General features: G+C 69.9%; 24 protein-coding genes. 12 read left to right on the forward strand and 12 right to left on the reverse strand.

Annotated features, from left to right (window positions below; all coding sequences use genetic code 11):
* The first annotated feature begins 17 nt into the window (after nucleotides 1-17).
* The 4 genes from BM109_RS19670 to BM109_RS19685 all read left to right on the forward strand — a co-directional run bounded on the left by BM109_RS19670 (nucleotide 18) and on the right by BM109_RS19685 (nucleotide 6,264).
* The gene (locus BM109_RS19670) at nucleotides 18-983 is read left to right on the forward strand and encodes an aliphatic sulfonate ABC transporter substrate-binding protein (RefSeq protein ID WP_093345836.1); all 966 of its coding nucleotides are present in this window, start codon (nucleotides 18-20) and stop codon (nucleotides 981-983) included.
* A 419-nt stretch (nucleotides 984-1,402) separates the two neighbouring features.
* Complete coding sequence (locus tag BM109_RS19675; protein WP_093345839.1) at nucleotides 1,403-3,652, forward strand: alpha/beta hydrolase; 2,250 nt, start codon at nucleotides 1,403-1,405, stop codon at nucleotides 3,650-3,652.
* A 158-nt stretch (nucleotides 3,653-3,810) separates the two neighbouring features.
* Nucleotides 3,811-4,617, forward strand: a complete 807-nt coding sequence (locus tag BM109_RS19680) for a MetQ/NlpA family ABC transporter substrate-binding protein (RefSeq protein WP_093345841.1) — start codon at nucleotides 3,811-3,813, stop codon at nucleotides 4,615-4,617.
* A gap of 30 nt (nucleotides 4,618-4,647) precedes the next feature.
* Entirely contained in the window at nucleotides 4,648-6,264 is a 1,617-nt protein-coding gene (locus BM109_RS19685) for an ABC transporter substrate-binding protein (protein WP_256222666.1), read from the forward strand.
* A 20-nt stretch (nucleotides 6,265-6,284) separates the two neighbouring features.
* On the opposite strand, the gene BM109_RS19690 is transcribed toward BM109_RS19685, so the two are convergent.
* From BM109_RS19690 to BM109_RS19740, 11 genes are all read right to left on the reverse strand, one after another.
* Entirely contained in the window at nucleotides 6,285-7,109 is an 825-nt protein-coding gene (locus BM109_RS19690; RefSeq protein WP_093345843.1) for an ABC transporter ATP-binding protein, read from the reverse strand.
* 4 nt (nucleotides 7,110-7,113) lie between these two features.
* Nucleotides 7,114-7,953: an NADPH-dependent oxidoreductase gene (locus tag BM109_RS19695; protein ID WP_093345846.1), complete on the reverse strand. Its 840-nt coding sequence runs from the start codon at nucleotides 7,951-7,953 to the stop codon at nucleotides 7,114-7,116.
* Nucleotides 7,950-8,993, reverse strand: coding sequence for an ABC transporter ATP-binding protein (locus BM109_RS19700; RefSeq protein WP_093345848.1), 1,044 nt, complete (start codon nucleotides 8,991-8,993; stop codon nucleotides 7,950-7,952). The genes BM109_RS19695 and BM109_RS19700 overlap by 4 nt, the downstream gene beginning before the upstream one ends.
* On the reverse strand, nucleotides 8,990-9,862 hold the full coding sequence (locus tag BM109_RS19705) for an ABC transporter permease (RefSeq protein WP_093345851.1): 873 nt from the start codon (nucleotides 9,860-9,862) through the stop codon (nucleotides 8,990-8,992). Before BM109_RS19705 ends, BM109_RS19700 begins: the two co-directional genes overlap by 4 nt.
* Nucleotides 9,859-10,878, reverse strand: a complete 1,020-nt coding sequence (locus tag BM109_RS19710; protein ID WP_093345853.1) for an ABC transporter permease — start codon at nucleotides 10,876-10,878, stop codon at nucleotides 9,859-9,861. The genes BM109_RS19705 and BM109_RS19710 overlap by 4 nt, the downstream gene beginning before the upstream one ends.
* A 61-nt stretch (nucleotides 10,879-10,939) precedes the next feature.
* Entirely contained in the window at nucleotides 10,940-12,550 is a 1,611-nt protein-coding gene (locus BM109_RS19715; protein WP_093345856.1) for an ABC transporter substrate-binding protein, read from the reverse strand.
* Nucleotides 12,551-12,580: 30 nt separating this feature from the next.
* Complete coding sequence (locus BM109_RS19720) at nucleotides 12,581-13,789, reverse strand: SfnB family sulfur acquisition oxidoreductase (RefSeq protein WP_093345858.1); 1,209 nt, start codon at nucleotides 13,787-13,789, stop codon at nucleotides 12,581-12,583.
* Nucleotides 13,786-15,168: an LLM class flavin-dependent oxidoreductase gene (locus BM109_RS19725; RefSeq protein ID WP_093345861.1), complete on the reverse strand. Its 1,383-nt coding sequence runs from the start codon at nucleotides 15,166-15,168 to the stop codon at nucleotides 13,786-13,788. Before BM109_RS19725 ends, BM109_RS19720 begins: the two co-directional genes overlap by 4 nt.
* A gap of 76 nt (nucleotides 15,169-15,244) precedes the next feature.
* Nucleotides 15,245-16,156, reverse strand: a complete 912-nt coding sequence (locus BM109_RS19730) for a TauD/TfdA dioxygenase family protein (RefSeq protein WP_093345863.1) — start codon at nucleotides 16,154-16,156, stop codon at nucleotides 15,245-15,247.
* A 174-nt stretch (nucleotides 16,157-16,330) separates the two neighbouring features.
* On the reverse strand, nucleotides 16,331-16,831 hold the full coding sequence (locus BM109_RS19735; protein ID WP_093345866.1) for a GNAT family N-acetyltransferase: 501 nt from the start codon (nucleotides 16,829-16,831) through the stop codon (nucleotides 16,331-16,333).
* Nucleotides 16,828-17,115: a type II toxin-antitoxin system TacA family antitoxin gene (locus BM109_RS19740; RefSeq protein WP_093345868.1), complete on the reverse strand. Its 288-nt coding sequence runs from the start codon at nucleotides 17,113-17,115 to the stop codon at nucleotides 16,828-16,830. Before BM109_RS19740 ends, BM109_RS19735 begins: the two co-directional genes overlap by 4 nt.
* Nucleotides 17,116-17,323: 208 nt before the next feature.
* Between BM109_RS19740 and BM109_RS19745 the strand changes: the two genes are divergently transcribed.
* Nucleotides 17,324-17,815, forward strand: a complete 492-nt coding sequence (locus BM109_RS19745) for a helix-turn-helix domain-containing protein (RefSeq protein ID WP_093345871.1) — start codon at nucleotides 17,324-17,326, stop codon at nucleotides 17,813-17,815.
* Nucleotides 17,806-18,471 (forward strand): nucleotidyl transferase AbiEii/AbiGii toxin family protein, encoded by a 666-nt coding sequence (locus BM109_RS19750; RefSeq protein WP_093345873.1) that lies wholly within the window; start codon nucleotides 17,806-17,808, stop codon nucleotides 18,469-18,471. The genes BM109_RS19745 and BM109_RS19750 overlap by 10 nt, the downstream gene beginning before the upstream one ends.
* A 3-nt stretch (nucleotides 18,472-18,474) precedes the next feature.
* Here the strand turns inward: BM109_RS19750 and BM109_RS19755 are convergent, their stop codons facing one another.
* Nucleotides 18,475-19,494: an ABC transporter substrate-binding protein gene (locus tag BM109_RS19755; RefSeq protein WP_093345876.1), complete on the reverse strand. Its 1,020-nt coding sequence runs from the start codon at nucleotides 19,492-19,494 to the stop codon at nucleotides 18,475-18,477.
* Between the two features lie 226 nt (nucleotides 19,495-19,720).
* Between BM109_RS19755 and BM109_RS19760 the strand changes: the two genes are divergently transcribed.
* The 6 genes from BM109_RS19760 to BM109_RS19785 are packed head-to-tail and all read left to right on the forward strand — an operon-like array spanning nucleotide 19,721 to nucleotide 26,000.
* On the forward strand, nucleotides 19,721-20,911 hold the full coding sequence (locus BM109_RS19760; protein ID WP_093346189.1) for an ABC transporter substrate-binding protein: 1,191 nt from the start codon (nucleotides 19,721-19,723) through the stop codon (nucleotides 20,909-20,911).
* A gap of 49 nt (nucleotides 20,912-20,960) precedes the next feature.
* The gene (locus BM109_RS19765; protein ID WP_093345878.1) at nucleotides 20,961-22,790 is read left to right on the forward strand and encodes an ABC transporter permease; all 1,830 of its coding nucleotides are present in this window, start codon (nucleotides 20,961-20,963) and stop codon (nucleotides 22,788-22,790) included.
* Nucleotides 22,791-22,807: 17 nt separating this feature from the next.
* The gene (locus BM109_RS19770; RefSeq protein WP_093345881.1) at nucleotides 22,808-23,386 is read left to right on the forward strand and encodes an OsmC family protein; all 579 of its coding nucleotides are present in this window, start codon (nucleotides 22,808-22,810) and stop codon (nucleotides 23,384-23,386) included.
* Complete coding sequence (locus BM109_RS19775; RefSeq protein ID WP_093345883.1) at nucleotides 23,370-24,227, forward strand: ABC transporter ATP-binding protein; 858 nt, start codon at nucleotides 23,370-23,372, stop codon at nucleotides 24,225-24,227. The genes BM109_RS19770 and BM109_RS19775 overlap by 17 nt, the downstream gene beginning before the upstream one ends.
* The gene (locus tag BM109_RS19780) at nucleotides 24,224-25,078 is read left to right on the forward strand and encodes an ABC transporter ATP-binding protein (protein ID WP_093345886.1); all 855 of its coding nucleotides are present in this window, start codon (nucleotides 24,224-24,226) and stop codon (nucleotides 25,076-25,078) included. Before BM109_RS19775 ends, BM109_RS19780 begins: the two co-directional genes overlap by 4 nt.
* 34 nt (nucleotides 25,079-25,112) lie before the next feature.
* Nucleotides 25,113-26,000: a VOC family protein gene (locus BM109_RS19785; RefSeq protein ID WP_093345889.1), complete on the forward strand. Its 888-nt coding sequence runs from the start codon at nucleotides 25,113-25,115 to the stop codon at nucleotides 25,998-26,000.

Here is a 26,000-nt window from a genome sequence, read left to right on the forward strand (position 1 = left end):
CTAAATCCACCCACGCCATGCTGACCCGCCGCCAATTCACCCTCGCCGCGGGCGCCGCCTCGCTGGTCGCCGCCCCTTCCGCCTGGAGCGCCGCCACCGGCCTCAAGGGATCGACTTTGACGCTGGGCTATCAGAAGACCGGCATTCCGCTGGTGGCGCGGCAGCTCAAGGTGTTCGAGAAGCGCTTCGAGCCGCTGGGCATCCGCATCGAATGGGCCGAGTTCACCTCGGGCCTCAACCTGCTGCAGGCCATGGACACCGGCGACGTCGCCTTCGGCAATGCGGGCAACGTGGGCTGCATCTTCCTGCAGGCCTCGGGCGGGCGCGTGGCCTATGTCGCGGCGCAGCCTTCGACGCCGCGCTCCGAAGGCATTCTCGTGAAGGAGGATTCGCCGATCCGAAGCATCGCCGACCTGCGGGGCCGTCGCATCGGCTATGCCAAGGGATCGAGCTCGCACAACCTGGTGGCGGCCGCGCTCGAGCGCCAGGGCCTGGACATCAAGGCTGTGACCAGCATCGGCCTGGGCGCGGCCGATGCGGCCTTCGCCTTCGATGGCGGCGACATCGATGCGTGGGCCATCTGGGACCCGTACTTCACCATCGCGCGCCGCCGCAACAAGACCCGCGTGATCGCCTGGCAGGGCGACGTGCTCGAGGACAGCGCCTCGTTCCTGCTCGCCAACACCGGCTTCGCCAAGGCCTGGCCCGCCCATGTGAAGGCGCTGATCGAGGGTTCGGCCGAGGCCGGCCGCTGGGCCAGGGCCAACCCCGCCGAGGTCGCGAAGTCGGTCGCGGCCGCCACCGGCATGCCGCTGGACGTGGTGACCGAGGTCAACGCCAATGCGGGCTTCGACGTGGTGCCGCTGTCGAACGCGATCCTCGCTTCGCAGCAGCGCACGGCCGACCGGCTGTTCAGGCTCGGCGTGCTGCCGAAATCGGTCGCGGTGCGCGAGGCGGTCTGGGACGACGCGGATCGCGGCTGAGCTTCGCCGAGCAGGCGTACAGGATCGCGCGTCGATGAAACCGTTGAATTGCCAGAATATTAATTAAAAGCACGGCAATTCAGATCAATTGCGACTGATTCCATGGCCTTTCTAAAAGGCATGTGAATTGCTTCTCCGCGCGGTCCGCAATGGCGAGATGCGCACACCACCAGAGACAGGCGTCGCTCGGCGACGCATCGACAGAACCGCATGCGCGAATCGGACACCACTCGGAGCGAGTCGTGTCTCGATCGCGGATCGCTCCCATCATCGAAACAATGTCTGGGAGAAGATCAATGAATGGACAGCGTTGCATGCGCTTGTTGAAAGCCTGCGCGGTGCTTCTGGGATTCGCGCTCGCGAGCGGATGCGGAGGAGGAAGCGATGGCGGTGGGGGATCCCTGGCCCTGGTTCCACCCGTGCCCACGACCCCCGTCACCGGCGGAACGGCCGACCCGGCGCCGACGATTCCGGTGACGACCCCGCCCGAGCCGGAAGATCCTTCCGTCGTCACGCGCTTCACCGCGACCGTGCCCTTCGGAGAGAAGGGCGGCTACCTGTCCTCCGAACAGGTCGTCTATGGCTTCGGCACCACGGCCGTTTCCGATGCGCGCTACAAGGACGTGATCTACACGGTGCCGCTGCAGGGCACGGTGCGCTATCCGACAGGGCCGGCCAGCGTGCAAGGCACATCGAAGGTCCAGCCCTCGGCCAGCGGCGGCCATCCGGTGGTGGTGTTCCTGCACGGCATGCATGATTCCTCCGATCTCAACAATGCCAAGGGCTACGACTACCTGCAGAAGAGCTTGGCCGAGAACGGCTATGTCGCCGTCTCCATCGACGCGGGAAAGATCAACGGGCTCAACGGCAATGCCTCGGATGCCGGTGCGCTGGCGCGCGGGCAGTTGCTGATGACCACGCTCGACCTGCTGCGAGAAGGTAACGAGAGCGGCGTCTTCAACGGCGTCGCGCTGCCGGGGCTGAAGGGAAAGATGGACCTCGAGCGCGTGGGCCTGATCGGGCATTCGCGCGGCGCCGAAGCGGTGGCCTATGCGGTGGAACTCAACCGGCAGCGCGTGGGCATCAGCTACCAGAACATCGAGGCGACACGCGCCCTGCGTTTGGCGGCCCTGCCGCTGCAGGCCGCGCAGGAGGCGGCGCAGAAACGGGTCGACGAGGCCCTCACAGCCTCGACCGACGCGGCCGTGCAGTTGTTGCTGGCGAAACTCCAGCTCAAGGCCGCGCAGGACCGGTCACCGCCCGCGCCGTCGTCGGAGATCGATGCCCTGGCCCAGGAGGTGGAGCGGCTGCAGCGCGAGGCGCTCGATGCCAAGGCCAGGCTCGACGCCGAGCAGTTGGCCCTCGAGAAGGCGGATGCCGCGCTCAGGAACATGAACACGGTGCTGCGACGCATCAACGCGAACAGCGAGCAGTGGCTGCAGCAGATCGCATCCGAGGAGGAGCTGCGCCGCTCCGGGGTGGTGCTGCCCTCGGCCACCGGGCTGCCGCATCGCATCCGCGCGGTGTTTTCGCTGGCGGCGATCAACAAGAAGCAGCTGTCGCGCGTCACGCATGTGCCGTTCATGACCTTGCTGCCGAGCTGCGACGGCGACGTCTACACGCTCGAAGGCGGGCAGATCTTCGACGACAGCCGCTACACCGCCGAGGACGACAGCGCGCCCAAGTACCAGGTCCTCGTGCGGGGCGCCAACCACAACTTCTACAACGACTACTGGTCCAAGACCGACGATTCGCAGATCCGGGCGCCGCTCTACTGCAAGGCCGCGGAGGCTGAAACCTTGCGCCTGAGCCGCGAGGACCAGCGGCGTAATGGCCAGTTCCTGATGGAATCGTTCATGCGCTACTTCGTCGGCGACGAGTTCCAGTTCGCGCCCTACTGGAAGGGACAGGCGCCGATCCCGGCCGCGGGCTGCCCGGTGGGCGAAAACAGCTGCGACGAGCGCGCCGTGCTGACGATCCACCAACCGGCCGCGCAACGCAAGTTGCTGCAGAACTTCCGCAGCGCCGATGCCAGCGCGAAGAATCCGAGCGGCCTGTCGACCGCCTACGAGAAGTTCAGCCAGGCCGTGCAATGCCGTTTCCTGGCGCTCAAATCCGATCGCGATGCGGCATGCAACGATCCCGTGAGTCAGCTCGTCGTCGATCGGCTGTTCAAGGAAGGTGCGCTGTACGACTTCAGCTATGACGCGAAGACGCTGCTGACCTGGTCGATCACGGACCAGGCCCAGCTGCAATGGACCGCGGCCGGTGCCGCGATGACGATCCACACCGGCCACCTCTCCACCAAGGGTTTCGACACACTGAGCCTGCGCGTCGCCGTGGTGGCACCGATCGGACAGGAGGTCGAGATCGCGCTGACCGACACGCAGGATCGCAAGGCGGCGATCAAGGGCAGCGACTTCAGCGACGCGCTCTACGGCATCGCGCGCAAGCCCGATGGCGCGATCCCGCTGGTCGACGCGCCCGAGGATGCGATCTACGGCGACACCGGCACCACCCGGCCGCTGCTGAACATGGTGGCGGTTCCGCTGAAGGCCTTCGCGCTGCATGGCGTGGACCTCGCGCACATCAAGCAGGTGACGCTGCGGTTCCCGAAGGCCTCGGGCAGCGTGGCGGTGACCGACGTGCTGTTGCAGCGCATGAACTGAGGATCAAGCCCGCCGCTTGCTCGCAAATCACATAAGCAAGCGCCGATTCATCGCTTGGGAGCGCGCCAACGCGCCGCTAACCTGCGCAGCGCCGGACGTTCCTGCGAGGACAGGGCGATCCGGCGTTTTTCATTTCTGACGATGAGGGAATTCCAACCATGACGTTTTCGTTTCAGCGCGCCTTCTCGGTGATGGTGCTATCGGTGGCCGGTCTGGGCGCGATGTCCGCGCAGGCGCAGGAGACGCTGCGCGTGGCGGCCTCGCCGGTGCCGCATGCCGAGATCCTCGAATTCATCCGCCCGCAGCTCAAGGCACAGGGCGTGGACCTCGAGGTCAAGGTGTTCAACGACTACGTGCAGCCCAACCTCGCGGTCGGCGACAAGCAGCTCGACGCGAACTTCTTCCAGAACCGGCCCTACCTCGAGTCCTTCAACAAGGACCGCAAGACCGACATCGTCGAGGTGCCGAACAGCGACGTGCACATCGAGCCCTTCGGCGCCTATTCGCAGAAGATCAAGAAGGCGGCCGACCTGCGCGAGGGCGCGGTGGTGGCCATCCCCAACGATCCGTCGAATTCGGGCCGCGCGCTCGCGTTGCTGGCCAGGCAGGGCCTGCTCAAGCTCAAGGACCCCAGCAACATCAAGTCGACGGCGCGCGACATCGTCTCGAATCCGAAGAAGCTGGTGATCCGCGAGATCGAATCGGCGCAGCTGCCGCGCGCGCTGCCCGACGTGGACCTCGCGCTGATCAACACCAACTACGCGCTCGAGGCCAAGCTCGATCCGGGCCGCGACGCGCTGTTCATCGAGGACGGTCGCAACTCGCCCTACGCGAACTTCATCGCGGCGCGCAAGGACAACCTGCAGTCGCCGGCCATCGCCAAGCTGGTGAAGGCGCTGCACACGCCCGAGGTGCGCAAGTTCATCCAGGACAAGTACAAGGGCGCGGTCATTCCGGCGTTCTGAGCGAGCTTCGTTGGCCACACGCATCCGAACATGACATCTCCCTCTCGCAACAAGAACATCGGCCCGCTGCGTCGCCGCGCGCTGGCCGGCGCCGCCGCGCTCTCGGCCCTCGCGCTGCTGGCCGCGCCCGCCGCCTGGGCCCAGCCCCGGCAGGGCGGCACGCTGAACTGGCTGGTCAATCCCGTGCCGGCTTCGATCGTCCCGCTGACGACCACGGCCGGCGGCAATGCCGAGATCGGCCCGAAGATCGTCGAAGGCCTCTTGACCTACGACTACGAGCTCAAGCCCAAGCCGCTGCTGGCCACGGCCTGGTCGCTGAGCGCGGACGGCCTGCAATACACCTTCACCTTGCGCAAGGGCGTGAAGTGGCACGACGGCAAGGACTTCACGTCGGCCGACGTGGCCTTCTCGATCCTCACGCTCAAGCAGGTGCATCCGCGCGGCCGCGGCACCTTCGCCAACGTGGTGGAAGTGCGCACGCCCGATCCCTACACGGCCGTGGTGGTGCTGAGCAAGCCCGCGCCCTTCCTGCTGACGGCCCTGGCCGCGACCGAATCGCCGATCGTGCCCAAGCACCTGTACGAAGGCACGGACATCGCGGCGAGCAAGTACAACAGCCAGCCGATCGGCACCGGTCCCTTCGTGTTCAAGGAGTGGGTGCAGGGCAGCCACATCATCCTCGAGCGCAACCCGAACTACTGGGACAAGCCCAAGCCCTACCTCGACCGCGTGGTGGTGCGCTTCGTGCTCGATGCCGCCGCGCGCGCCGCGGCGCTCGAGTCGGGCGCGGCCGACCTGGCCAACGGCACCGGCGGCATCCCGCTGTCGGACGTGGAACGCTTCCGCAAGCTGCCCGGCGTGGAGATCGACACGCGCATCTCGCCGTACCTCGGCAGCCACCAGCAGATCTACTTCAACCTCGACACGCCGGCGCTGCAGAAGGTGGAGGTGCGGCGCGCGATCGCACAGGCGATCGACGTGAATGCCTTCGCCAAGACGGTCTGGTACGGCCTGGGCACGCCCTCGGCCTCGCCGATCGGCAAGGGGATCTCGCGCTACCACGATGCGAGCATCCAGCCCTATCCCTACGACCCGAAGGCGGCCGAGGCCGCGCTCGACGCGGCCGGCTTCAAGCGCGGCGCGGGCGGCACGCGGCTCAAGCTGCGCGTGCTCTACAACCCGTTCCAGGAACGGCGCGCGGCCGACTTCGTGCGCCAGTCGCTGGGCCGCATCGGCATCGACGCCGCGGTCGAGAGCTACGACTTCGCGACCTACGTGACCAAGGCCTACACCGAGCGCGCCTTCGACATCACGCTCGAGAGCCTCACCAACCTGTTCGATCCCACGGTGGGCGTGCAGCGCGTGTTCTGGTCGAAGAACTTCAAGGTCGGGCTGCCGTTCTCGAACGCGGCGCACTACGTCAATCCCGAGGTCGACCGGCTGCTGGAAGCGGCGGCGGTGGAAGTGGACGAGACCAAGAGGCGCCAGCTGTTCGTCGACTTCCAGCAGATCGTGCACCGCGATGTGCCTTCGATCGAGCTGGGTGCGAATCCGGCGATCACGGTGCTGGCGAAGAAGGTGCGTGATTACGGGCCGACGGGCGAGCACATTCGCGGGAGCTTCGCGGATCTGTACTTCCAGCCCTGAAGCCGCGCCCGGCCGGCCGCTCAGGCGGCCGCCGGAAAGCGCGGCACCGCCGCGGCCAGCTCGGCGGTGTAGGGATGCCGCGGGCGCTCGAACAGCGCCTGCGGCGCACCCTCATCGACGATGCGCCCCGCGCGCATCACCAGCACGCGCTCGCACAGCAGCCGCACCACGCCGAGGTCGTGCGAGATGAACAGGATCGCGAGGCCGAGCTCGCGGCGCAGCCCCGCCAGCAGCGCGAGCAGGCCGGCCTGCACCGAGACGTCGAGCGCCGCGGTGGGCTCGTCGAGGATCAGCAGTTCGGGCGCGGGCGCCAGCGCGCGCGCGATGCCCACGCGTGCGGCCTGGCCGCCCGAGAGCTGGTGCGGCCGGCGCGCCAGCAGCTCGTCGCCGAGCTGCACGCGCCGCGCGGTCTGCAGCACGCGTTCGCGCAGCGCTGCGCCGTCGAGCGCCGCGAGCCGGCGCAGCGGATCGGCGATCGCGTCGAAGGCGCTGCGGCGCGGGTCCAGGCTTTCGTAGGGATCCTGGAACACCATCTGGATGCGATGGCGCCAGGGCGCCTCGGCGGCCTGGCCGGCACGCACGCTGGCGAGGTCGATGCCGTCGAACAGCAGCCGGCCCGACAGCGGATCGGCCAGCCGCGCCAGCACGGATGCCAGGGTCGACTTGCCGCAGCCCGATTCGCCGATGAGGCCCAGCGCCTCGCCGCGCGCCAGCGCGAAGCTCACGCCGTCCACGGCCGGCAGCCAGCGGCGGCGATGCACCAGACCGCCCCAGGCCGGCACCGCGGGCAGCGCATGGCGCGCGTGCAGGTCCTCGACGCGCAGCAGCGCTTGCGAATCGCCCATGGGATCAGCGCAGCCCGATGCGTTGCGCGGCCAGCGCCTCGACCAGCCGGTGGCGGCCGCGCAATTGCGCGGGATCGCGCAGCCGTGCCAGCGAATGGTCGCTCCAGCGCACCGCCGGCATGCCCTGCGAGGCATAGAAGGACTGCATGGTCGCGTCGTAGTGCTTCACATGGCCGACGGTGTCGCTGGCCGCATGGCGTTCGTGAGAGAGCACCGCGCGCTGCGGCAACCGCGGCTTGACGGCCGCGGGCCGCGCCGGATCGGGCCAACCGATGCACAGGCCGACTACAGCGAACACGCCGGGTGGTAGGCCCAGTTCGGCGGCCACCTCCTCGGGTCGGTTGCGGATCGCGCCGAGGTAGACGGTGCCCAGCCCCAGCGATTCGGCCGCGGTCACGGCGTTCTGCGCGGCCAGCGCGGCATCGATCACGGCCATCAGCGAGGTGTCGAGGAAGTCGGCGCCCTCGATCGGCACCGCAGCGTCGTCGGCCAGGGTGCGCAGGCGTGCGACGTCGGCCAGCCACACCAGCAGCAGCGGCGCCTCGCGCACCTGGGCCTGCCGGCCCGCGTACTCGGCGATGCGGGCCTTGCGTTCGGGGTCTTCCACGGCCACCACGCTCCAGGTCTGCAGGTTCGACGAGCTGGGCGCCGACTGCGCCGCGGCGATCAGCCATTCGAGCGTGCCCGGCGGCAGCGCGCGCTCGGCATCGAAGGCGCGCACCGAGCGGTGGGCCAGCAGGGTTTCGAGCACGGGGTTGGCCGGTGGCGGTGCGGACCGCGGCGGCTCGCCGCCGTAGCGGCTGCGAAAGAGCGAGGCCAGGGTGTCGGACGTGGGCTGTGTCATGCGGGGACTGCTTCGGGTGTCGGGTTGACGGGATGTTCGGCGCCGGGCCGCGCGGCCGGTGCCAGCGGCAGCCAGCAATGCACGCGGTGCGCGGTGCCATGCCGCTGCGCCAACGGCGGTTGCATCCGGCAGCGCGCCTCGGCCTGCGGGCAGCGCTCGGCGAAGCGGCAGGCCGGCAGGTCGGCGCGCGCGAGATCGGGCAGCCGGCCATCGACGCCGCGCAACGCGTCGAGCGTGTGCGCCGATTGCGGCGTGGCGCGCAGCAGCTGGCGCGTGTAGGGATGGGCTGCGCCCTCGCGCAGGTGCCGCGAGGGCAGGGTCTCGACCACCTGGCCCGCATGCATCACGGCGATGCGGTCGCAGCGCTGCGCGGCCAGCGCGAGGTCGTGGGTGATCAGCAGGGTCGCCAGCCCGCGCTCGCGCGCGAGGCCGGCCAGCAGGTCGAGCACCCGCGCCTGCGTGATCACGTCGAGGCCGGTGGTCGGCTCGTCGGCGATCAGCAGCTCGGGCTCGCCGGCCAGTGCCAGCGCGATCATCGCGCGCTGGCACTGGCCGCCCGAGAGCTGGTGCGCATAGGCGCGCAGCCGGCGCTCGGGCTCGGGCAGGCCCACGCGCTCGATCCATTCGAGCGCGGCCTGGCGCGCGGCGCGCGCCGACAGGCCGCGGTGCAGCCGCAGCACCTGCTGCAACTGGTCTCCGATGGTGCGCAGCGGATGCAGCGCGCGGCGCGGACTCTGGAACACGAAGCCGATGCGCCGGCCACGCAGCGCATCCCAGGCCGCGCGCGCCGGACGGCCGCTGCCGTCGAGCAGGTCGAGCCCCTGGAAGCGCAGCCGCCGCGCGGCCGCGTCGGCCTGCGCATCGAGCAGGCCCGCGAGCGCCAGCGCGGTCATCGACTTGCCCGATCCGCTCTCGCCGACCAGGCCCAGGGTTTCGCCGGCCGCGAGCTCGAGGCTCACGCGGTCGAGCACGTGCACCGCGCCCTGCGCGCCGTGGAAGCGCAGGCTCAGCGCATCGACCTCGAGCAGCGGCGTGCTCATGGGCCGCTCCGGTCGGCGGCGCCGCGTGGATCGAGCCGGTCGCGCAGCGCGTCGCCCAGCAGCGTGAAGCAGCCCACGGCCATGAACAGCGCCAGGCCCGGGAAGCCCGCGAGCCACCACTGGCCGGTGATGATGTAGGGCGCGCCCTCGCTCACCAGCACGCCCCATTCGGGCGTCGGCGGCTTCACGCCGAGGCCGATGAACGACAGGCCCGCGCCATTGAGCAGCGCCCAGCCCAGGTTGATCGAGCCCTGCACCGCGAGCATGGGCAGCACGTGCGGCAGCAGCACGCCGAACAGCAGCCGCGCCGGGCCCTGCCCGCCGAGCCGCGCGGCCAGCACGTAGCCGGCGCCGCGCCGCACGCCGACCTCGCTGCGCGCGAGCCGGATGTAGAAGGGCAGGTTGATCAGCGCCGTCGCATAGACGATGTTGATCACCGTGTTGCCCCAGGCCGCGACCAGCGCCATCGCCACCACGAACAGCGGGAAGGCCATCAGCACGTCGACCAGCCGGCCGACCCAGCGGTCGAGCCGGCCGCCGACGAAGCCGCACAGCGCACCGATGGCGCTGCCCGCCGCCAGCGACAGCAGCACCGCGCCCGCCGCCATCGAGAGATCGAGCCGCGTGGCCACCAGCACGCGCGAGAACAGGTCGCGGCCCAGCGCATCGGTGCCGAACCAGTGCAGCGCGCTCGGCGGCTGCAGCCGCGCGGGCACGTCGGTGGCCAGCGGATCGAAGGGCGCGAGCGCGGGGCCGGCGATGGCGGCGAGCAACAGCAGCGCGAGCAGCAGCAGGCCCAGCGCCTCGTTGCCGCGCGGGCGCCAGCGCGGCCGCGCATCTGCCTCGAACTTGCCTGGCACCGCGCTCATGCCGCGCTCCCCACGCGCGGATCGATGCGCTCGTGCAGCAGGTCGATCGCGAAATTGACCAGCACGAACATCAGCGCGACCAGCAGCACGAAGCCCTGCAGCGGCGCATGGTCGGCCGCCATCAGCGCATCGAGCGCATAGCTGCCGATGCCGGGCCAGGCGAACACCTTCTCGATCACCACGTTGGCGCTCAGCATGTACGAGAACACCATGCCGGCACTGGTGACCACCGGCAGCAGCGCCAGGTGCAGCGCGCCGGCCAGCACGGCGCGCGGCGGAAGGCCGAGCGCGCGCGCGGTGCGCACGGGGTCGCTGCGCAGCACGCCCAGCAGCGACGCGCGCGTGAGCCGCGCCACCGGCGCCAGCGAGAAGGCCGCCATCGCCACGCTCGGCAGCAGCAGCCGACCGGCCGCGGAAGCGAAGGCATCCCAGCGCAGCGCGAGGGCGGCATCGACCAGCATGAAGCCGCTGCGCACCGGCGGCGGCTCGATCATCGCGTCGATGCGGCCCGTGGGCTCGGGCGCCCAGCCCAGCAGGAAATAGAAGACGTAGACCAGCAGCAACGCGATCACGAAGCTCGGCACGCAGCTGCCGCCCACGGTGAGCACGGTGCAGGCGCGGTCCCACAGCGAGCGCGGGCGCAGCGCGGCTGCCGTCCCCAGCGGCAGCGCCACCAGCAGCGTGAGCACGAAGGCCGCGACGGTGAGTTCGAGCGAGGCCGGCAGGCGCTGCCACAGGTCGGTCAGCACCGGCTGCCCCGTCGTGTGCGACTGGCCCCAGTCGCCGTGCGCCAGCGCCTGCAGGTAGTGCCACAGCTGCGTGGGCAGCGGCAGGTCCAGGCCCATGCGCGCGCGGATCTGCGCGATCTCCTCCGGGCCGGCATTCGGCCCCGAGGCGAGGAAGGCCGCGGGGTCGCCCGGCAGCACGTGCGTGAGCACGAAGGTGAAGACGGCCGTGCCCGCGAGCACCGGCACGGTGGCCCCGAGCCTGGAGACGACGCGCCGCGCGAAGCTCATTGGAACACCTTCGTGCTTCGCACTGCGGTGCGAGCTTGCTTGGGGCGGCCCGGCGCTGCGCTCATGAACGCGTCAACGGCCGGAAGTCCACCTGGCCATGGATGTAGTAGGTGAAGCCCTGCAGGTCGGGCTGCAGCGCCGCCTCGAAGGTGGGCAGCCACAGCGGCACCAGCGGCACCTGCTCGAAGGCGATCTCGATCGCGCGCTGGATCGCGCGGTCGTATTTCGCGCGGTCGGTCTCCCAGCGCGCCTGCTCGAGCAGCCTGGCGAGCTCGTCGTTCTTGAACGAGCCGAAGTTCCAGCGCCAGTCGCCCTGGAAGAAGATGCGGAAGAAGTAGTCGGGGTCGTTGAACCAGGCCGAGGAGCTGTCGATGAAGAAGGGCAGCTTCTTCTCGGTCTGTAGCGTGCCCCACTGGGCGCTGGGCACCTTCTCGATGCTCAGGGCGATGCCGATCTTCGCCAGCGCTTCCTGGATCAGCAGCGCCGCGGGCTCGGCCAGCGTGGCGTCGCCGACGTTGTAGCTGAAGCTGGTCTTGAAGCCCTGCGGATGGCCGGCCTGCGCCAGCAGCTCCTTCGCCTTGAGCAACTGGGTGTCGTAGGGATAGGGCTGCGGAAAGCGGCTGCTCGCGGGCTTGCCGGGCCTGGCGCCGTACAGCGCCTCGCCGCGGCCCAGGTTGGCGCCGCGCAGCAGGGTGGTGTAGGGCAGGGCGTAGGCGATGGCCTGGCGCACGCGCACGTCGTCGAAGGGCTTGGCCTGGGTGTTGAAGGCGACGAAGCGGAAGCTGGTCGTGACCGGCACCGACACCACCTTGGCACGCGTGGTGTCGGTCAGCGCATCGAGGTCCTTGGGCGGCAGCTGCAGCGCCACGTCGGCGTCGCCCCTGAGCAAGGCGGCCACGCGGTTGGAGGCCGAGGGCACGACCTGGAACACGGCGCGGCGCAATTGCGGCGCGCTGCCACCCTTCCAGCCGTCGAAGCGGGTGTAGACCACCTGCTGGCCCGGCGTGAAGCTCTCGATGCGGAAGGCGCCGCCGCCGGCCTCGTGCGCCTTGACCCATTCGGTGGCCCAGGGATCGGCCGCGGTGGCATGCGACTTCGCGAGCTCGCTGTTGAGCACCGAGGCGAAGCTCAGCGCGAGGTTCGGCAGCGTGTAGCGGTCGGCGCGCGGCAGCGCGATGCGGAAGGTGTGGGCATCCACCACCGTGAACTGCGAGGGATTCTCGAGCGAGCCGGTCGCGAGCTGGCGCTTGCTGGCCGGCAGCGAGACCGCGCGGTCGAGCGACCATTTCACGTCGGCGGCCGTCACCGGCTTGCCGTCGTGGAAGGTGGCGTCGCGGCGCAGGAAGAAGGTCAGGGTGCGGCCGTCGGCGCTGGTCCCGAAGCGCTCGGCCAGCTCGCCGCGGAAGCGTCCGTAGTCGTACTTGAAGACGCCCGGCGAGAGTTGCGCGCGGTCGAAGTTGACGAGCCGATCGTAGACGTTGAAGAACAGGCCCAGCGATTCGCGGCTCACGCCCTCGCCGTGCGGGTCCTGCGAGTTGGGCGCGCCCTCGGAGAGCACGCGCAGCGTGTCCTTGCGTGCCTGGGCCCATGCCGACAGCGGCAGGCTGGTGCCGGCGACGGTGCCGAGCGAGAAGGCGGCGCTGCCTTGTTGGATGAAACGGCGACGGTCCATGGTGATGGCTTTCGGAAAGACGATGAGGAATCAGATCGAGGCGTGGCGTTGCGGACTGGCGCCGTTGAGCCAGTGGTTGCCGACTGCATGCGGCTTCCAGCGCACCGGGTCGTGCACGGTGTGGGTGCGCGCATTGCGCCAGTGGCGGTCGAGGTTGTGCTCGGCCAGCGTGGACTGCGTGCCCGCGAGCTCGATCAGTGCGGTGGCGGCCTCGAGCGCGAACTCGGTGCTCAGCACCTTGGCCTCGGCCACCGCGATCGAGGCCTCGGTCACGTGTTCGGCACCGGGCTCGTCGCGCGCACGGTCGAGCGCGCGGCCCGCGCGTTCGAGCAGCGCCTCGGCCGCATGCTGCTGGATCACCAGCCGGCCGATGCGCGCGAGCGTGAGCGGATCGTCGGCCGCGCGCGCCACGCCGCTGTCGGGCCAGGGCCGCGCGCGCTCGCGCACCCAGTGGTGCAGGTCGGCCATGGCGGCGCGGCCGATGCCGAGGTCGATGGCCGCGTGCAGGAGCTGCGCGAACGGGCCGTGGATGGTCGGCGGCTCGAACAGTTGCGCGCGCGGCAGCACCTGCAGCGCGCCGACCGCCACGTTGTCGGCCGTGACCGTGCCGCTCGCGGTGGTGCGCTGGCCGAAGCCGCTCCAGTCGTCGACGACCTCGAGGCCCGGCGCCTCGCGCGCGACGTAGACCAGCACCTGGTTGTCCTGCTCGTCCTTGGCCGCGACAGGCACCCAGTGCGCGAACAGCGCGCCGGTGCAGTAGAACTTGCGGCCGTCGAGCCGCAGGCCCTCGGGCGTGGCGCGCAGCCGCGCGGTCACGACCTTGGCGTTGGCGGTGCCGCTTTCCGACACCGCGTTGCCGAAGCGCCGGCCCTCGATCGCCTCGCGGAAGAAGAACTTCTGCTGCTGCGCGTCGCCGATCAGGCGCACGGCGTCGACCAGGCAGTAGTGGTTCTGCGGAATCTGGCCGAGCGCGGGGTCGGCTTCGGAGATCAGCGCCGTGACCTCGGCCAGCGTGGCATGCGAGACTGCGGCGCCGCCGAAGGCGCGCGGCACCGTGATGCCCCACAGGCCGCTGGCCGAGAAGCGCTCGACCTCCTCGAAAGGCAGGCGGCGCTGCCGGTCGCGCTCGGAGGCGCCGGTGGCGAAGTCGGCCGCGAGGCGGCGCGCGATGGCGAGGGCCTCGGCATCGTCGCGCACGACGTGGACCGGGCCGGTGGAGACGGAGGAGGGAGCTGTCATGGCGATGCGGAAGTGCGACGCCGCACCCCGGTGTGGGAGGACGGCAGCCGGGCGCGGCCCGGACCGAAGATCTTTTCGCGCCAGCTGCCTTCGGCATAGGCGCGCTTGTGCAGGCCGCGGCGCTGCAGCTCGGGCACCACGAGGTCGACGAAATGCTCGAGGCCCTCGGGGCTCACGGTGCGCACGAGGTTGAAGCCGTCGATGCCGGCCTCGGTGACCCAGGCCTCGATGGTGTCGGCGATCTGTGCGGGCGTACCGACCACGGGCGCATGGCGCGCGCCCAGCGGCATCTGCGCGAGCAGCGCGCGCGGGGTCAGCGGCGCACCGCCGGGCCCCTTGAGCGAAGCGACCGAACTTTGGATCGCATCGGCGCTGCCGCCGCCGATGGCGTCGTCGAGGCCATGGCGCGAGAGGTCGTGGCCGATCGCGCTGCTGAACTGCACCAGGCCGGCCTCGGGCTGCGCGTAGCGGCGGTACTCCTCGTAGCGCGCGCGGGCCTCGGCTTCGGTGGGAGCGGTCACGACCAGCAGCGTGGTCACGAAGCGCACCGCGTCGGCATCGCGCCCGGCCTCGGCGAGCGCCGCGCGCAGCTTGCGCACCACGGCCGCGGTGGCGGCCAGGCCCTGGTTGGGCACGAACACCACCTCGGCATGGCGCGCCGCGAAGGCCGTGCCGCGCGCCGAGGCGCCGGCCTGGAACAGCAGCGGCGTGCGCTGCGGCGAAGGCTCGCAGGGGTGTACCGCATCGAGACGCCAGCCGTCGCCCGCATGACGGATGGCGCGCACGCGCGCGGGGTCGGCATAGATGCCGCGCGCGCGGTCGGCGATCACCGCGTCGTCGTCCCAGCTCTCTTCCCAGAGCCGGTAGACCAGCGTCATGAATTCGTCGGCCAGGTCGTAGCGCCGGTCGTGGCCGGTGGCGGCGGCCGCGCCCTGCGCGCGCGCCGAGCTGTCGAGGAAGCCGGTCACGATGTTCCAGCCGATGCGGCCCTCGCTCAGGTGGTCGAGCGTGGACATGCGGCGCGCGAAGGCATGCGGCGCCTCGGCCGCGATGGTGGCCGTGATGCCGAAGCCCAGGTGGCGCGTGACGCTGGCCATCGCGCTCACGAGCACGGCCGGGTCGTTGATCGGCACCTGGATGCCGTGGCGCAGCGCGGCCTCGGGGCTGCCGCCCCAGACGTCGTAGACGCCGGTCACGTCGGCGAGGAACAGGCCGTCGAACAGCCCGCGCTCGAGCGCGCGCGCGAGGTCGAGCCAGTAGGGCAGCCGCTTGTAGTCGGTGGCGCGGTCGCGCGGATGCCGCCACAGGCCGTGGGTCAGGTGGCTGGGCGTGTTCATGTCGAACGCGTTCAGCAGGATGGGACGGCGGGGAAGGGGCATGGCTGGCTCGCGCGCGCGCCGCCGCGCGGGGCGGTGGCGCGCATGGCGGTGCGCTTGGGGAGGGCCGGTGGCGGTGTCAGTACGGGCGGCTGCCCGAGAGGCTGATGCGCTTGAGCACGCGGCGCTCGCCGTTGTCGAAGGCGCTGCGCGCATGCAGCGTCGCCTGGTTGTCCCAGTAGACGATGTCGCCCACGCTCCAGCGGTGCGTGTAGGCGAAGCGCGGCTGCAGCAGGTGCTGGCGCAGGCGCGCGATCAGCGCGGCGCCGTACTGCGGATCGACGCCGACGATCTCGACCTCGGTGCGCGCGCCCAGGTAGAGCACGCGGCGGCCGCTGTCGGGATGGGTGCGCACCAGCGGATGCACCTCGAAGGGCTCGAGCGGCGTGATGTCGGGCGTGCGGTAGAGCGGGAAGCCGGTGGTGAGCGGCTTGAGCTTGCGCAGGAAGGGGTTGTAGGTGACGAGCCGCAGGTGCTCGATCTCGCGCTGGGTGCCGGCATCGAGCTCGTCCCAGGCGGCCGCGAGGTTGTACCAGGTGGTGTCGCCGCCCTCCGAGGGCACCTCGATGCCGTAGAGCAGCGAGCCCGAGGACGGCACCGGCGTCCAGTGGTGGTCGGCATGCGCCGCGAGCTCGTCATGGCCGAGCACGCCGCCATCGACGTTCGACACCCGCACGATGTCGGGCGTGTTGCCGCCGTAGGGATCGGAGCCCAGCACCGGCACGTTCGACGGCGGACGGAACACGGCGCCGAAGTAGCTCGCGAGGCGCTCGAACTGCGCGTCGTCGAGCCGCTGCTGCTTGAGCACGAGTACATGCCGGTCGAGCAGCGCCTCCTTGAGCGCACGCACCTGCGCAGCCGGCACCGGACGCGTGGCGTCGAGGCCTGTGACCTCGGCGCCGAGCGATGCGTCGATCGCGGCGATCCTGAACGGGACAACGGAAGAAGGTTCGGCAACGGTCGGCCGTTCGGCGGCAAGCACGGAGGACATGGCGTGGGAGCGCGGGCGCGCTGGGTGGAATGGATGCTGCGCCCGATGCTAGGAAAGTTCGCATGGGTTGCATGCGCTCTTTGCGCATGTGGATATGCGGAAAAGAGAGGGAAGGGTGGCCGCGCTCACCCTCGGAAGAGGCCGGAATACCTTGCGAAGCTTCGGCCCGCGCAATCAGCTTTTCTTGGCGAGCGTGGCGATGGGAAGAACGAAGCTCAGCGGGTTGCTGCTGAAGGGAATGAATCCGTGATGGCGGTAGAACCTGGCCGCGACTTCGTCCTTGGCATCGACGACCAGCGCAAAGACTCCCATGCCCGATTGCATCGCGCGCTGCCCCGCATCCCACAGTAGCGCGGCGCCAAGTTGCCGCCCCTGGAAAGCTAGGCTCACCGCAAGACGGCCGAGCCGTGCCACGGGGACCGAGGGATAGCGCGGCAGTTTCTTGGCTATCGGCGCGTCGAGGTCCGTGAGCGGAATGCTGCTGGCGGCGAGCGTGTAGTACCCGGCAATGGCGCCCGACTGCTCATCGACCGCGACATAGCACACGCTCGTGCGGCGGCGTTGGTCCTGCGTGGCCTGCTCCCGCACATACCGATCGAGCGGATCGCTGCCGCATGCAAAGCCGGCACGGTCATGCTCGGCCCCGAGCACCTCGATGCGGAAACGCCCCGTCACTGCGAAGGCGCGATCAGTTTCTTGTGGGCCTTGGCGGCGCGTGCCATCGCGGGAGGCAATTCGGGCGGCGTCAGCAGGAGAGCGGCGAAGCGCTGCTGCTCCTCCATCGACAGGCGGATGATCTGCATCTGCTCGATGGTGCGGCGCGCCGCTTCCTGCGCGGCGCCGACGAGGAAGTCGCTGACGCTGCGGCCTTCGATCTCGGCCGCGCGGCGGACGATCTCCAGCACCTCCGGCGCAATGCGGGCTTCGACGCGTTCGGTTCGGGGTGGGCTGGTGGGCATGGCAAGAATCTCCTTCGAAAATGTACGGCAATAAGCCGTACATTGTCAAGAGTAATTTCTCTTTGGTCGTCACGCCGCCCCACCCGCACGGCGTGACACCCAGCGGTACGCGAAGAATCCGGCCGGCGCTCGTGTGGCTCTTGTTGGCTGTCTTCGAGGCGAATAAAATGTCTAATATTTTTGACATCTTCCGGATCCGAGTCTCGCAATGAACCTGATCGACATCGGCCACGCGGTACGCGCCAGGCGCACTGAGCTGGGCCTGTCCCAGTCTCAGCTGGCGCACCTGAGCGGCCTGTCGCGGCAGACCCTGGTCGGCCTGGAGAACGGTGCGCTGAGCGACCTGGGCGTCAACCGCGTGGGCCAGGTGATGGCGGTGCTGGGGCTGGACAGCCCCGCGCCGGATACGCTGGCGCGTCGCAAGAAGCGTGGCCTGTGGATGGCGGCTAAGACGGCCAGCGTCAGCTACGCGCGCGAACTCGGGCCCGAAACCCTGGAGAAGGTCCTGGCGAGCGGCGACGTGCCGCCGCCATTCACCGCGCACCTGACCCATCTGCTCGATGAAGCGCCCGTTCCCGTCGTCGTGATGGCCGTGGAGGAAACCGCCTCGCGCGCGCACCTGCCGCCGCGGCAGGTCTGGCGCAACGTGGCGAAGCTCGCGGAGTCCTTGTCCGTGCACCGGCGGGCGCTATGGGCATGAAGCCGAGGCCGCTGTCCAACGGTCCCTGGGAGGCACTGTTCGCGCGGGCGCTGACGCTGCTCGACGACATCGGCCGGTACGGTGGCATCGTCGATCCGTTCTGGACCCTGGGCGGCGGGACCGTGCTGATGTTCCGCTACCGTCATCGGCTGAGCAAGGACATCGATATCTTCGTGCCCGATCCGCAATACCTCGGCTATGTCACGCCTCGGTTGAGCGACACGGCGGCGGACTTGACGCAGGACTACACCGAGCAGCCGGGCGCCTTCGTCAAGTTGCAGTTCGAGGAGGGCGAGGTCGACTTCGTGGCCGCTCCCAATCTGCTGCCGGACAAGGCCTGGGAAATCTGGCACATCGGCGGCCGACAGGTGAAGGTGGAGACGGCCGCCGAGATCATCGCCAAGAAGATGTACCACCGCGGCGACCGGGTCACGGCGCGCGACCTGTTCGACCTTGCACTCGTGATCGAACGCGAGCCTCTAGACCTTCTGCCGGCGGCACCGTTCCTGCTGCGCCACCGGGACGCCTTTCTCGGACAGATCCGGCAACCGCATGCCGGCTTGCGCGCCGCGTTCGATGCCATCGCGACATTGGACTACGCGCCGGACTTCGAGCACTGCGCGACCACGGCCGGAGAATTCCTGATCGGCCTGTAGCCCTCAAGCCAGCACGTCCAACGACACGTGGTTCGCAAACCGAACCACGTCCGTGCTCTTCTTCAGAATCCCCGCATTCCGGAAGTCCGTCGCAAATGCCTCCACCTCGTTGCGCAGCGCCTTGCCCGCCGGATGGTGCTTGTAGGTCAGCTCGGTGAACAGCTTCTGCAGGTCTTCCACCGCGACCTTGGGTGCGTACTTGGCATAGATGCGCGCCGACTCGTTCGGGTTCTCGGCCACGTAGTCGGAGGCCTGCGCCAGCGCGCGCACGGTGGCGGCGGCGCGCGGCTTGTCGTTGCGCGCGAACTCGCCGCGCGCGCCGACGATGCAGCACAGGCGCTCGGCGTACTCGCCCTTGGCGCTGTTGGCGATCTCGGTGAAGACGCCGGGGTTGCGCTTCTCGATCAGGTAGACGTTCGGGTCGCCATCGGCAATGGCCTGGATCTCGCCCTTCTTCACGGCGATGTCGAGCAGGTCGGCCGGATAGACGCGCCAGTCGACGTCCTTGTCGATGTCGATGCCCTTCTTCGCGAGATGGATCGCATAGAACTGGCGCGCCGGGCTGTTCTGGTCCGACACGCCGATGGTCTTGCCCTTGAGGCTCGCGAGCTCGGTGGTCACGCCGGCGGCCTTGGCGCCCACCAGCCGCAGGCAGCCGCCGTGCACGCTGCCGACCACCTTCACGTCGAAGCCGGCTTCCAGCGGCTTGACCCAGCGGTGGATCAGGCCCACGCCGACATCGGCCTTGCCGGTGGCCAATGCCTCGAGCATCTGGTCGGACGAGCCGGCCCAGTTCAGCAGCTCGACATCGAGCCCGTTCTTCTCGAAGAAGCCGCGCTCCAGCGCGACCGGCACGGGCGCGAGGCAGAAGCCGGCCTGGCTCCAGGCAAAGGTCAGCTTGCGCGGCTGCGACCAGGCCGAGGCGCCGAGCAGGGCCGCGGAGCCCACGACGGCGGCAGCGGCGCCGGCTTGAAGGACGCTGCGGCGCGAAGGCGGCAGGCGCGAGGAAAGAGAGTCGGTCATCAGGGCTTCTCCACCGGAATATTCGAAGCGGCGAGTGTCCGAGCGCGGTCCGCGCCTATCCAACGAATGTTTTCAGTCATGCATATGTCCGGCCTGCAAGAGCGCGAAGAGTGCGCCATGCCTTGCTCGGAAAACGCATATCGCGCAGCGCTTTTTTTCGTTCCAGCGGCCACGGGCAACGCGAAGAATGGCCGGCCTGATCTTCATGCCCCGGGACCCCCACACCATGCCAACACCGATCTCCCGCCAACGCTTCCTGCGCCGGATCGCCGCGCTGTCGCTGGCCGGCGCCGCCTTCGCGCTGTCCGCACCCGTCCTGGCCGCGCCGGCCAGCGGCGAGCCCGTCTGGTTCGGCGTCAGCGGGCCGCTGACGGGCCAGAACGCGCAGTACGGTGCGCAGTGGAAGGCGGGCTTCGACCTCGCGCTCGAGCACATCAACGCGCAGGGCGGCATCCATGGCCGGCCGCTGGCCTACAACTTCGAGGACAGCCAGAGCGACCCGCGCCAGTCGGTCGCGATCGCGCAGAAGCTCGTGAACGACAAGCGCGTGCTGATCGAGCTCGGCGACTTCTCGAGCCCGGCCTCGATGGCGGCCTCGCCGATCTACCAGCGCGCGGGCCTGGTGCAACTGGGTTTCACCAACTCGCACCCCGACTTCACCAAGGGCGGCGACTACATCTGGAGCCCGTCGATCAGCCAGGCCGACGCGCAGCCGCTGCTGGCAGACCTCGCGGTCAAGACGCTGGGCTTCAAGCGCATCGCGGTGCTCTATCTCAACACCGATTGGGGCCGCACCAGCAAGGACGTGCTGGTGAAGGCCGCGCAGGAACGCGGCGCGCAGCTCGCCATCGCCGAGGGCTACCAGCCCGACGAGAAGGACTTCCGCTCCACGCTCGTGCGCGTGCGCGACGCCAACCCCGACGGCCTGGTGCTGATCTCCTACTACCCCGACGGCGCGCTCATCGCGGGCCAGGTGCGCAGCGTGGGCCTGAAGCAGCCGATCGCGGCGGTGGGTTCGGTCTACTCGCCCAAGTTCATCGAGCTCGGTGGCGCCGCGGTCAACGGCATCCACACCAACACCGCCTTCTTCCCCGAGGAGCCGCGCGCCGAGGTGCGCGACTTCGTGAAGAGCTTCCGCGCCAGGTACGACAAGGAACCCGACGCCTTCAACGCCTATGCCTACGACGCCGTGGTGTATGCGGCAGCTGCGCTGCGCCAGGCCGGACCCAATGCCGACCGCAAGGCCGTGCGCGATGCCTTCTACAAGATCAAGGACGTGCCCAGCGTGATCTTCGGCAAGACCAGCTTCGATCCGCAGACGCGCCGCGTGATCGGCGTGAAGAGCGTGAACCTGGTGGTGAAGGACGGCAAGTGGGCGCAGCTCGACGAGAAGGCGGCGCTGGCCTCGACCCAATGAGCGTGCTCGCGCACGGCGCGCCTTTCCGTGAGGAGAGGGCGGTCCTTCGATGAACTTCGGCTCCTTCTTCGACTACACGGTCAACGGCCTGATCATCGGCAACATCTATGCGTTGCTGGCGGTCGGGCTGGCGCTGATCTTCGGCGTCTCGCACCTGATCAACTTCGCGCACGGCTCGGTCTACACCGTCGGCGCCTACATCGGTTGGGCCTCGATCACCTATCTGCACACGCCACTGCCCGTGACGATCGCGCTGGTGGTGCTGGGCTCGGGCGCGCTCGGCATGCTGATCGAGCGCGTGGGCCTGCGCCCGCTGCAGGGCGCGGCGCGCATCGCGCCGCTCCTGGCCACCATCGGCATCAGCTTCGTGCTCGACATCCTGGTGCAGCTGGTCTTCAGCCCCGACCCGCGCGCGCTGCCCACGGCGTTGCCCGACTGGCGGCTGCAGGTCGGCAGCGGCACCATCGGCGCGCTCGACCTGCTGATCGCGGGCATCGGCCTCGCGAGCGCGGCCGTGCTGTTCGGCTTCCTGCGCTTCACCAAGCTCGGTTGGGCGGTGCGCGCCACCGCGCAGGACCGCGATGCCGCGCAGCAGATGGGTGTCGACGTCGACCGCGTGAACCAGACCGTGTTCGCGATCGCGGCCGCGCTCGGCGGGCTGTCGGGCCTGCTGGTGGGCATGTACTACAACAACATCAGCCCTGCCATGAGCTTCCAGGCCACGCTCAAGGGCGTGGTGGCCACGGTGGTTGGCGGCGTGGGCAACGTGCCGGGCGCCATCGTCGGCAGCCTGCTGCTGGGGCTGATCGAGAGCTACGGCGTGGCGCTGCTGGGCACGCCCTACCGCAACCTGTTCGCCTTCGCGCTGCTGCTGGCGATCCTGGTGTGGAAGCCCAACGGCCTGTTCGGCCGCAAGCGCGCGCTGCCGCCCGAGCCGCTGACCGGCACCTTCATCGCGCCGAGCAAACCCTGGCACGTGCCGCGCCGATTGCTCGTGGCGCTGTTCGCCGCCGCGGTGCTGCTGCCGCTGTTCGATCCCTCGCCCTACCTGCTGCAGACGCTCACCAACGCCTGGCTCTATGCCGCGCTGGCGCTGAGCCTCACGCTGGTGGCGGGCACCGTGGGCCAGATCTCGCTCGGCCATGCGGGGCTGCTGGCCATCGGCGCCTATGCGTCCTCGCTGCTGGTGCTCGACCCGCACCTGCCGGTGGGCACGGGCATCGTGCTGGCGGGCATCCTCACCTCGCTGATCGGCACCGCGCTGATCTTCCCGGCCTTCCGGCTGCGCGGCCACTACGTGTCGATCGCCACGCTGGGCATCGGTGAGATCGTGGCGCTCACCATCCTCAACTGGGAGAGCCTCACGCGCGGGCCGATCGGCGTCTCGGGCATACCACCGCTGTCGCTGTTCGGGCGCGATGCCTCGTCGAACGGCGCGATCTACTGGGCCTCGTTCGGCGCCATGGTGCTGCTCGCGCTGCTGCAGTGGCGGCTGCTGGGCTCGCACCTGGGCCGCACCTTCCGCGCGGTGCGCGAGGACGAGGTGGCCGCGCGCGCCTACGGCGTGAGCCCCGATCGCTACAAGGCACTGGCCTTCGGCTTCGGCGGCTTCGCGGCCGGCGTGAGCGGCGCCTTCACGGCCCACATGTACTCGTACATCAACCACGAGACCTTCGGCTCGCAGATCTCGATCCTGGCGCTCACCATGGTGATCCTCGGCGGGCTCGGGAACATCAGCGGCGCGTTGCTGGGCGCGGTCGCGCTCGTGAGCCTGCCTGAACTGTTCCGCGTCACCGCCGAGTACCGCATGCTGATCTATGGCGTCGCGCTGCTGCTGCTGATCCGTTTCCGCCCGCAAGGCCTGCTGGGCACCGTCTGAAGAAAGAACCACACACCATGAGCCATCTCAACGACTACCTCGCCGAGAAGCGCGCCGCCGTGCTGGCGCGCAATGCCGCCGTCGACGCGGGCAGCGCGCAGCCGCTGCAACTGAAGGCCAGCGTCAAGGCCGAGGGCCGCAGCGGCGTGCGCCGCCTGCGCATCCGCGACCACCAGGTCATCAGCGACAGCCCGCCGAACTTCGCGGGCTACGACCTCGGCCCGAGCTCGCCCGAGCTGCAGCTCGGCGTGCTCGGCACCTGCGTCACGCACATCTTCCTGATCCAGGCGGCCGAGCGGCAGGTGCCGCTCGAAAGCCTCGAGGTCGAGGTCACCGGCATCATCGATCCGCGCGGCGGCAAGCCGGGCCACGAGAGCACGCCGATCTGGCCGCACCAGATCGGCTACACGGTGCACATCGATTCGCCCGCGAGCCAAGCCGAGATCGACGCGCTGTTCGAGGCGGTGGAGCGCAACTGCCCGATCCTCAACCTGCTGCGCAACCCGCAGAGCATCCGCGCCGAGGTCAAGCTCGTGAACTCGAAGGCGCAGGCCGCCACCGCGCCGCAGGAAGCGGGCGATGCCATCGCTGCTTGAGATCCGCGGCCTGGTGCGCCGCTTCGGCGGCCTCACGGCCGTGAACGCGGTCGACCTGCACGTGGACGAGGGCGAACTGCTCAGCGTGATCGGCCCCAACGGGGCCGGCAAGACCACGCTCTTCAACCTCGTGACCGGCTTGGACCGGCCCGACGCAGGGCAGGTGCTGTTCGAGGGGCAGGACATCACGGGCCTGCCCGCGCAGCAGCTCGCCGCGCGCGGCCTGGCGCGCACCTTCCAGCATGGGCGCGTGTTCGCCAACCTCTCGGTGCTCGACAACGTGCTGGTCGGCGCGCACACGCGGCTGCGCGCCGTGAAGCCGCGCATGGGCGGCGTCCCGGGCCTGGGCGCGCTGGCCGAACTGGCGCTGGCGCTGGTGCAGCCCGCCGCCGTGCGGCGCGAGGAGGAGACGCTGCGCCAGGAGGCGCTCGAGATCGTCGCGCTGTTCGGCGAACGGCTGGCGCCGCGCATCGATCACCCGGCCTACAGCCTCTCGTACGCCAACCGCCGCCGCGTGGAGATCGCGCGCGCGCTCGCGCTCCAGCCCCGGCTGCTGCTGCTCGATGAACCGACGGCCGGCATGAACGAGAGCGAGACCGCCGAGATGCTCGAGATCATCCGCGGCTTGAAGGCGCGCGGCCAGACCATCCTGCTGATCGAGCACAAGCTCGACCTGGTGATGCAGCTGTCGGACCGCGTGGCCGTGCTCGACGACGGCCGCAAGATCGCCGAGGGCCGGCCCGACGACGTGCGCAACGACCCCGCGGTGATCGAGGCTTACCTCGGCCACCGGCAGGTGGGGCAGGTGGGCCAGGCACGGCCCGAGGCGGTGCCCGCATGATCGCCACCGTCGCCCGCACGGGCCTGCCGCCGTCGCCGTTGTGGGGAGACGGCCGCGACGAGGACCATGCCGCGCCGGCCGTGCCGCCCGCTGGCCCCGTGGCCCGCACCGCCGTCCATCCGTTGCTGCAGCTGCGCAAGGTCAACAGCTTCTACGGCCCGGTGCAGGCCCATTTCGACCTCGACATCGAGGTGCGCAAGGGCCAGATCGTGAGCCTGCTCGGCGGCAATGCCAGCGGCAAGTCGACCACCATGAAGATCGTGCTGGGCCTGCTCAAGCCGCGTTCGGGCGAGGTGCTGTTCGACGGCGTCTCGACGCTGGGCCTGAGCACGCCGCAGATCATCCGCAAGGGCATCGGCTCGGTGCCCGAGGCTCGCCGGCTGTTCCCCGCGATGACCGTGCGCGAGAACCTGCTGATGGGTGCCTACGCGCGCAACGACCGCCGCGCGGTGGCCGAGGACCTCGAGCGCATGCTCGAGCTGTTCCCGCGCGTGGCCGAGCGCATAGCCTTCCAGGCCGGCACGCTCTCGGGCGGCGAGCAGCAGATGGTGGCGATGGCGCGCGCGCTCATGGGCCGCCCGCAGCTCATCTGCATGGACGAGCCGACCATGGGCCTGTCGCCGCTGTACGTGGACAAGGTGCTCGAGCTGATCGCGCGCATCAATGCCCAGGGCGTCTCGGTCTTCATGGTCGAGCAGAACGCCAGCCTCGCGCTGCAGATCGCGCACCACGGCTACGTGCTGCAGACCGGGCGCATCGTGCTCTCGGGCCCGGCCGCCGCGCTGCTCGACGACCCGCGCATCCGCGATGCCTACCTGGGCGGCGACGGCGCCGCGCGCACCGCCTCCTGAACTTCACACGCCCCCCACGGGAGAACACACGACCATGTCATTGAAACTCGACCACATCGTCATCGCGGTGCACGACCTCGAGAGCGCCATCGCCGACTACGCGGCGCTCGGCTTCCAGGTACTGCGCGGGGGCGACCATCCGGGCCGCACCACGCACAACGCGCTGGTGGTGTTCCAGGACGGCAGCTACTTCGAACTGATCGCCTGGCGCGCGCCCTCGCCCGAGGAGCGCTGGTGGCAATTGCTGCAGCGCCACGGCGAAGGCATCGTCGACTTCGCGCTGCTGCCGCGCAGCACCGCGATCACCGTCGAGGAGTCCAAGGCGCGCGGGCTGACGCTCGACGGCCCGCTCGACGGGGGCCGCGTGCGCCCCGACGGCGAACGACTGCGCTGGCAGACCGCGCGGCCCGCGACGGTCGACCTGCCTTTTCTGTGCGGCGACCTCACGCCGCGCGCGTTGCGCGTGCCCGAGGGCGATGCGCGCACGCATCCCAACGGCGCGCTCGGCGTCGCCAGCCTCGCGCTCGCGGTGCACGACCTCGATGCCACGCTCGAGCGCTACCGCGCGCTGCTCGGCGACGGGCATGGCGAGGTGGCGGTGCATATCGGCGAAGCCGTGGCGCTGCCGGGCAGCGGCGTGCGGCTGGCCGTGATCGCGCTCGGTGGCAGCGCGCTGGTGTTCTCGTCGCCGCGCGCCAGCGCGAAGACGGATGCCGCCACGCCCATCGGCCGCGCGGTGGAGCAGCGGCTCAGCGCGCGCGGCGAGGGGCCGTACGCACTGGTGCTGCACACCGCGGCCACGCCGTCGCCCGAGGCGCCGGACCTCGCGAAGACGCATGGCGCATTGATCGAATTCGCGCCGGCCGCGCGCGAAGGCGCGGCGCGGCGTGCGTCGGCGCTCGACAGCCTCGTGGGCGGCTGA

It is taken from the genome of Variovorax sp. PDC80 (assembly GCF_900115375.1).
Taxonomy (GTDB): domain Bacteria; phylum Pseudomonadota; class Gammaproteobacteria; order Burkholderiales; family Burkholderiaceae_C; genus Variovorax.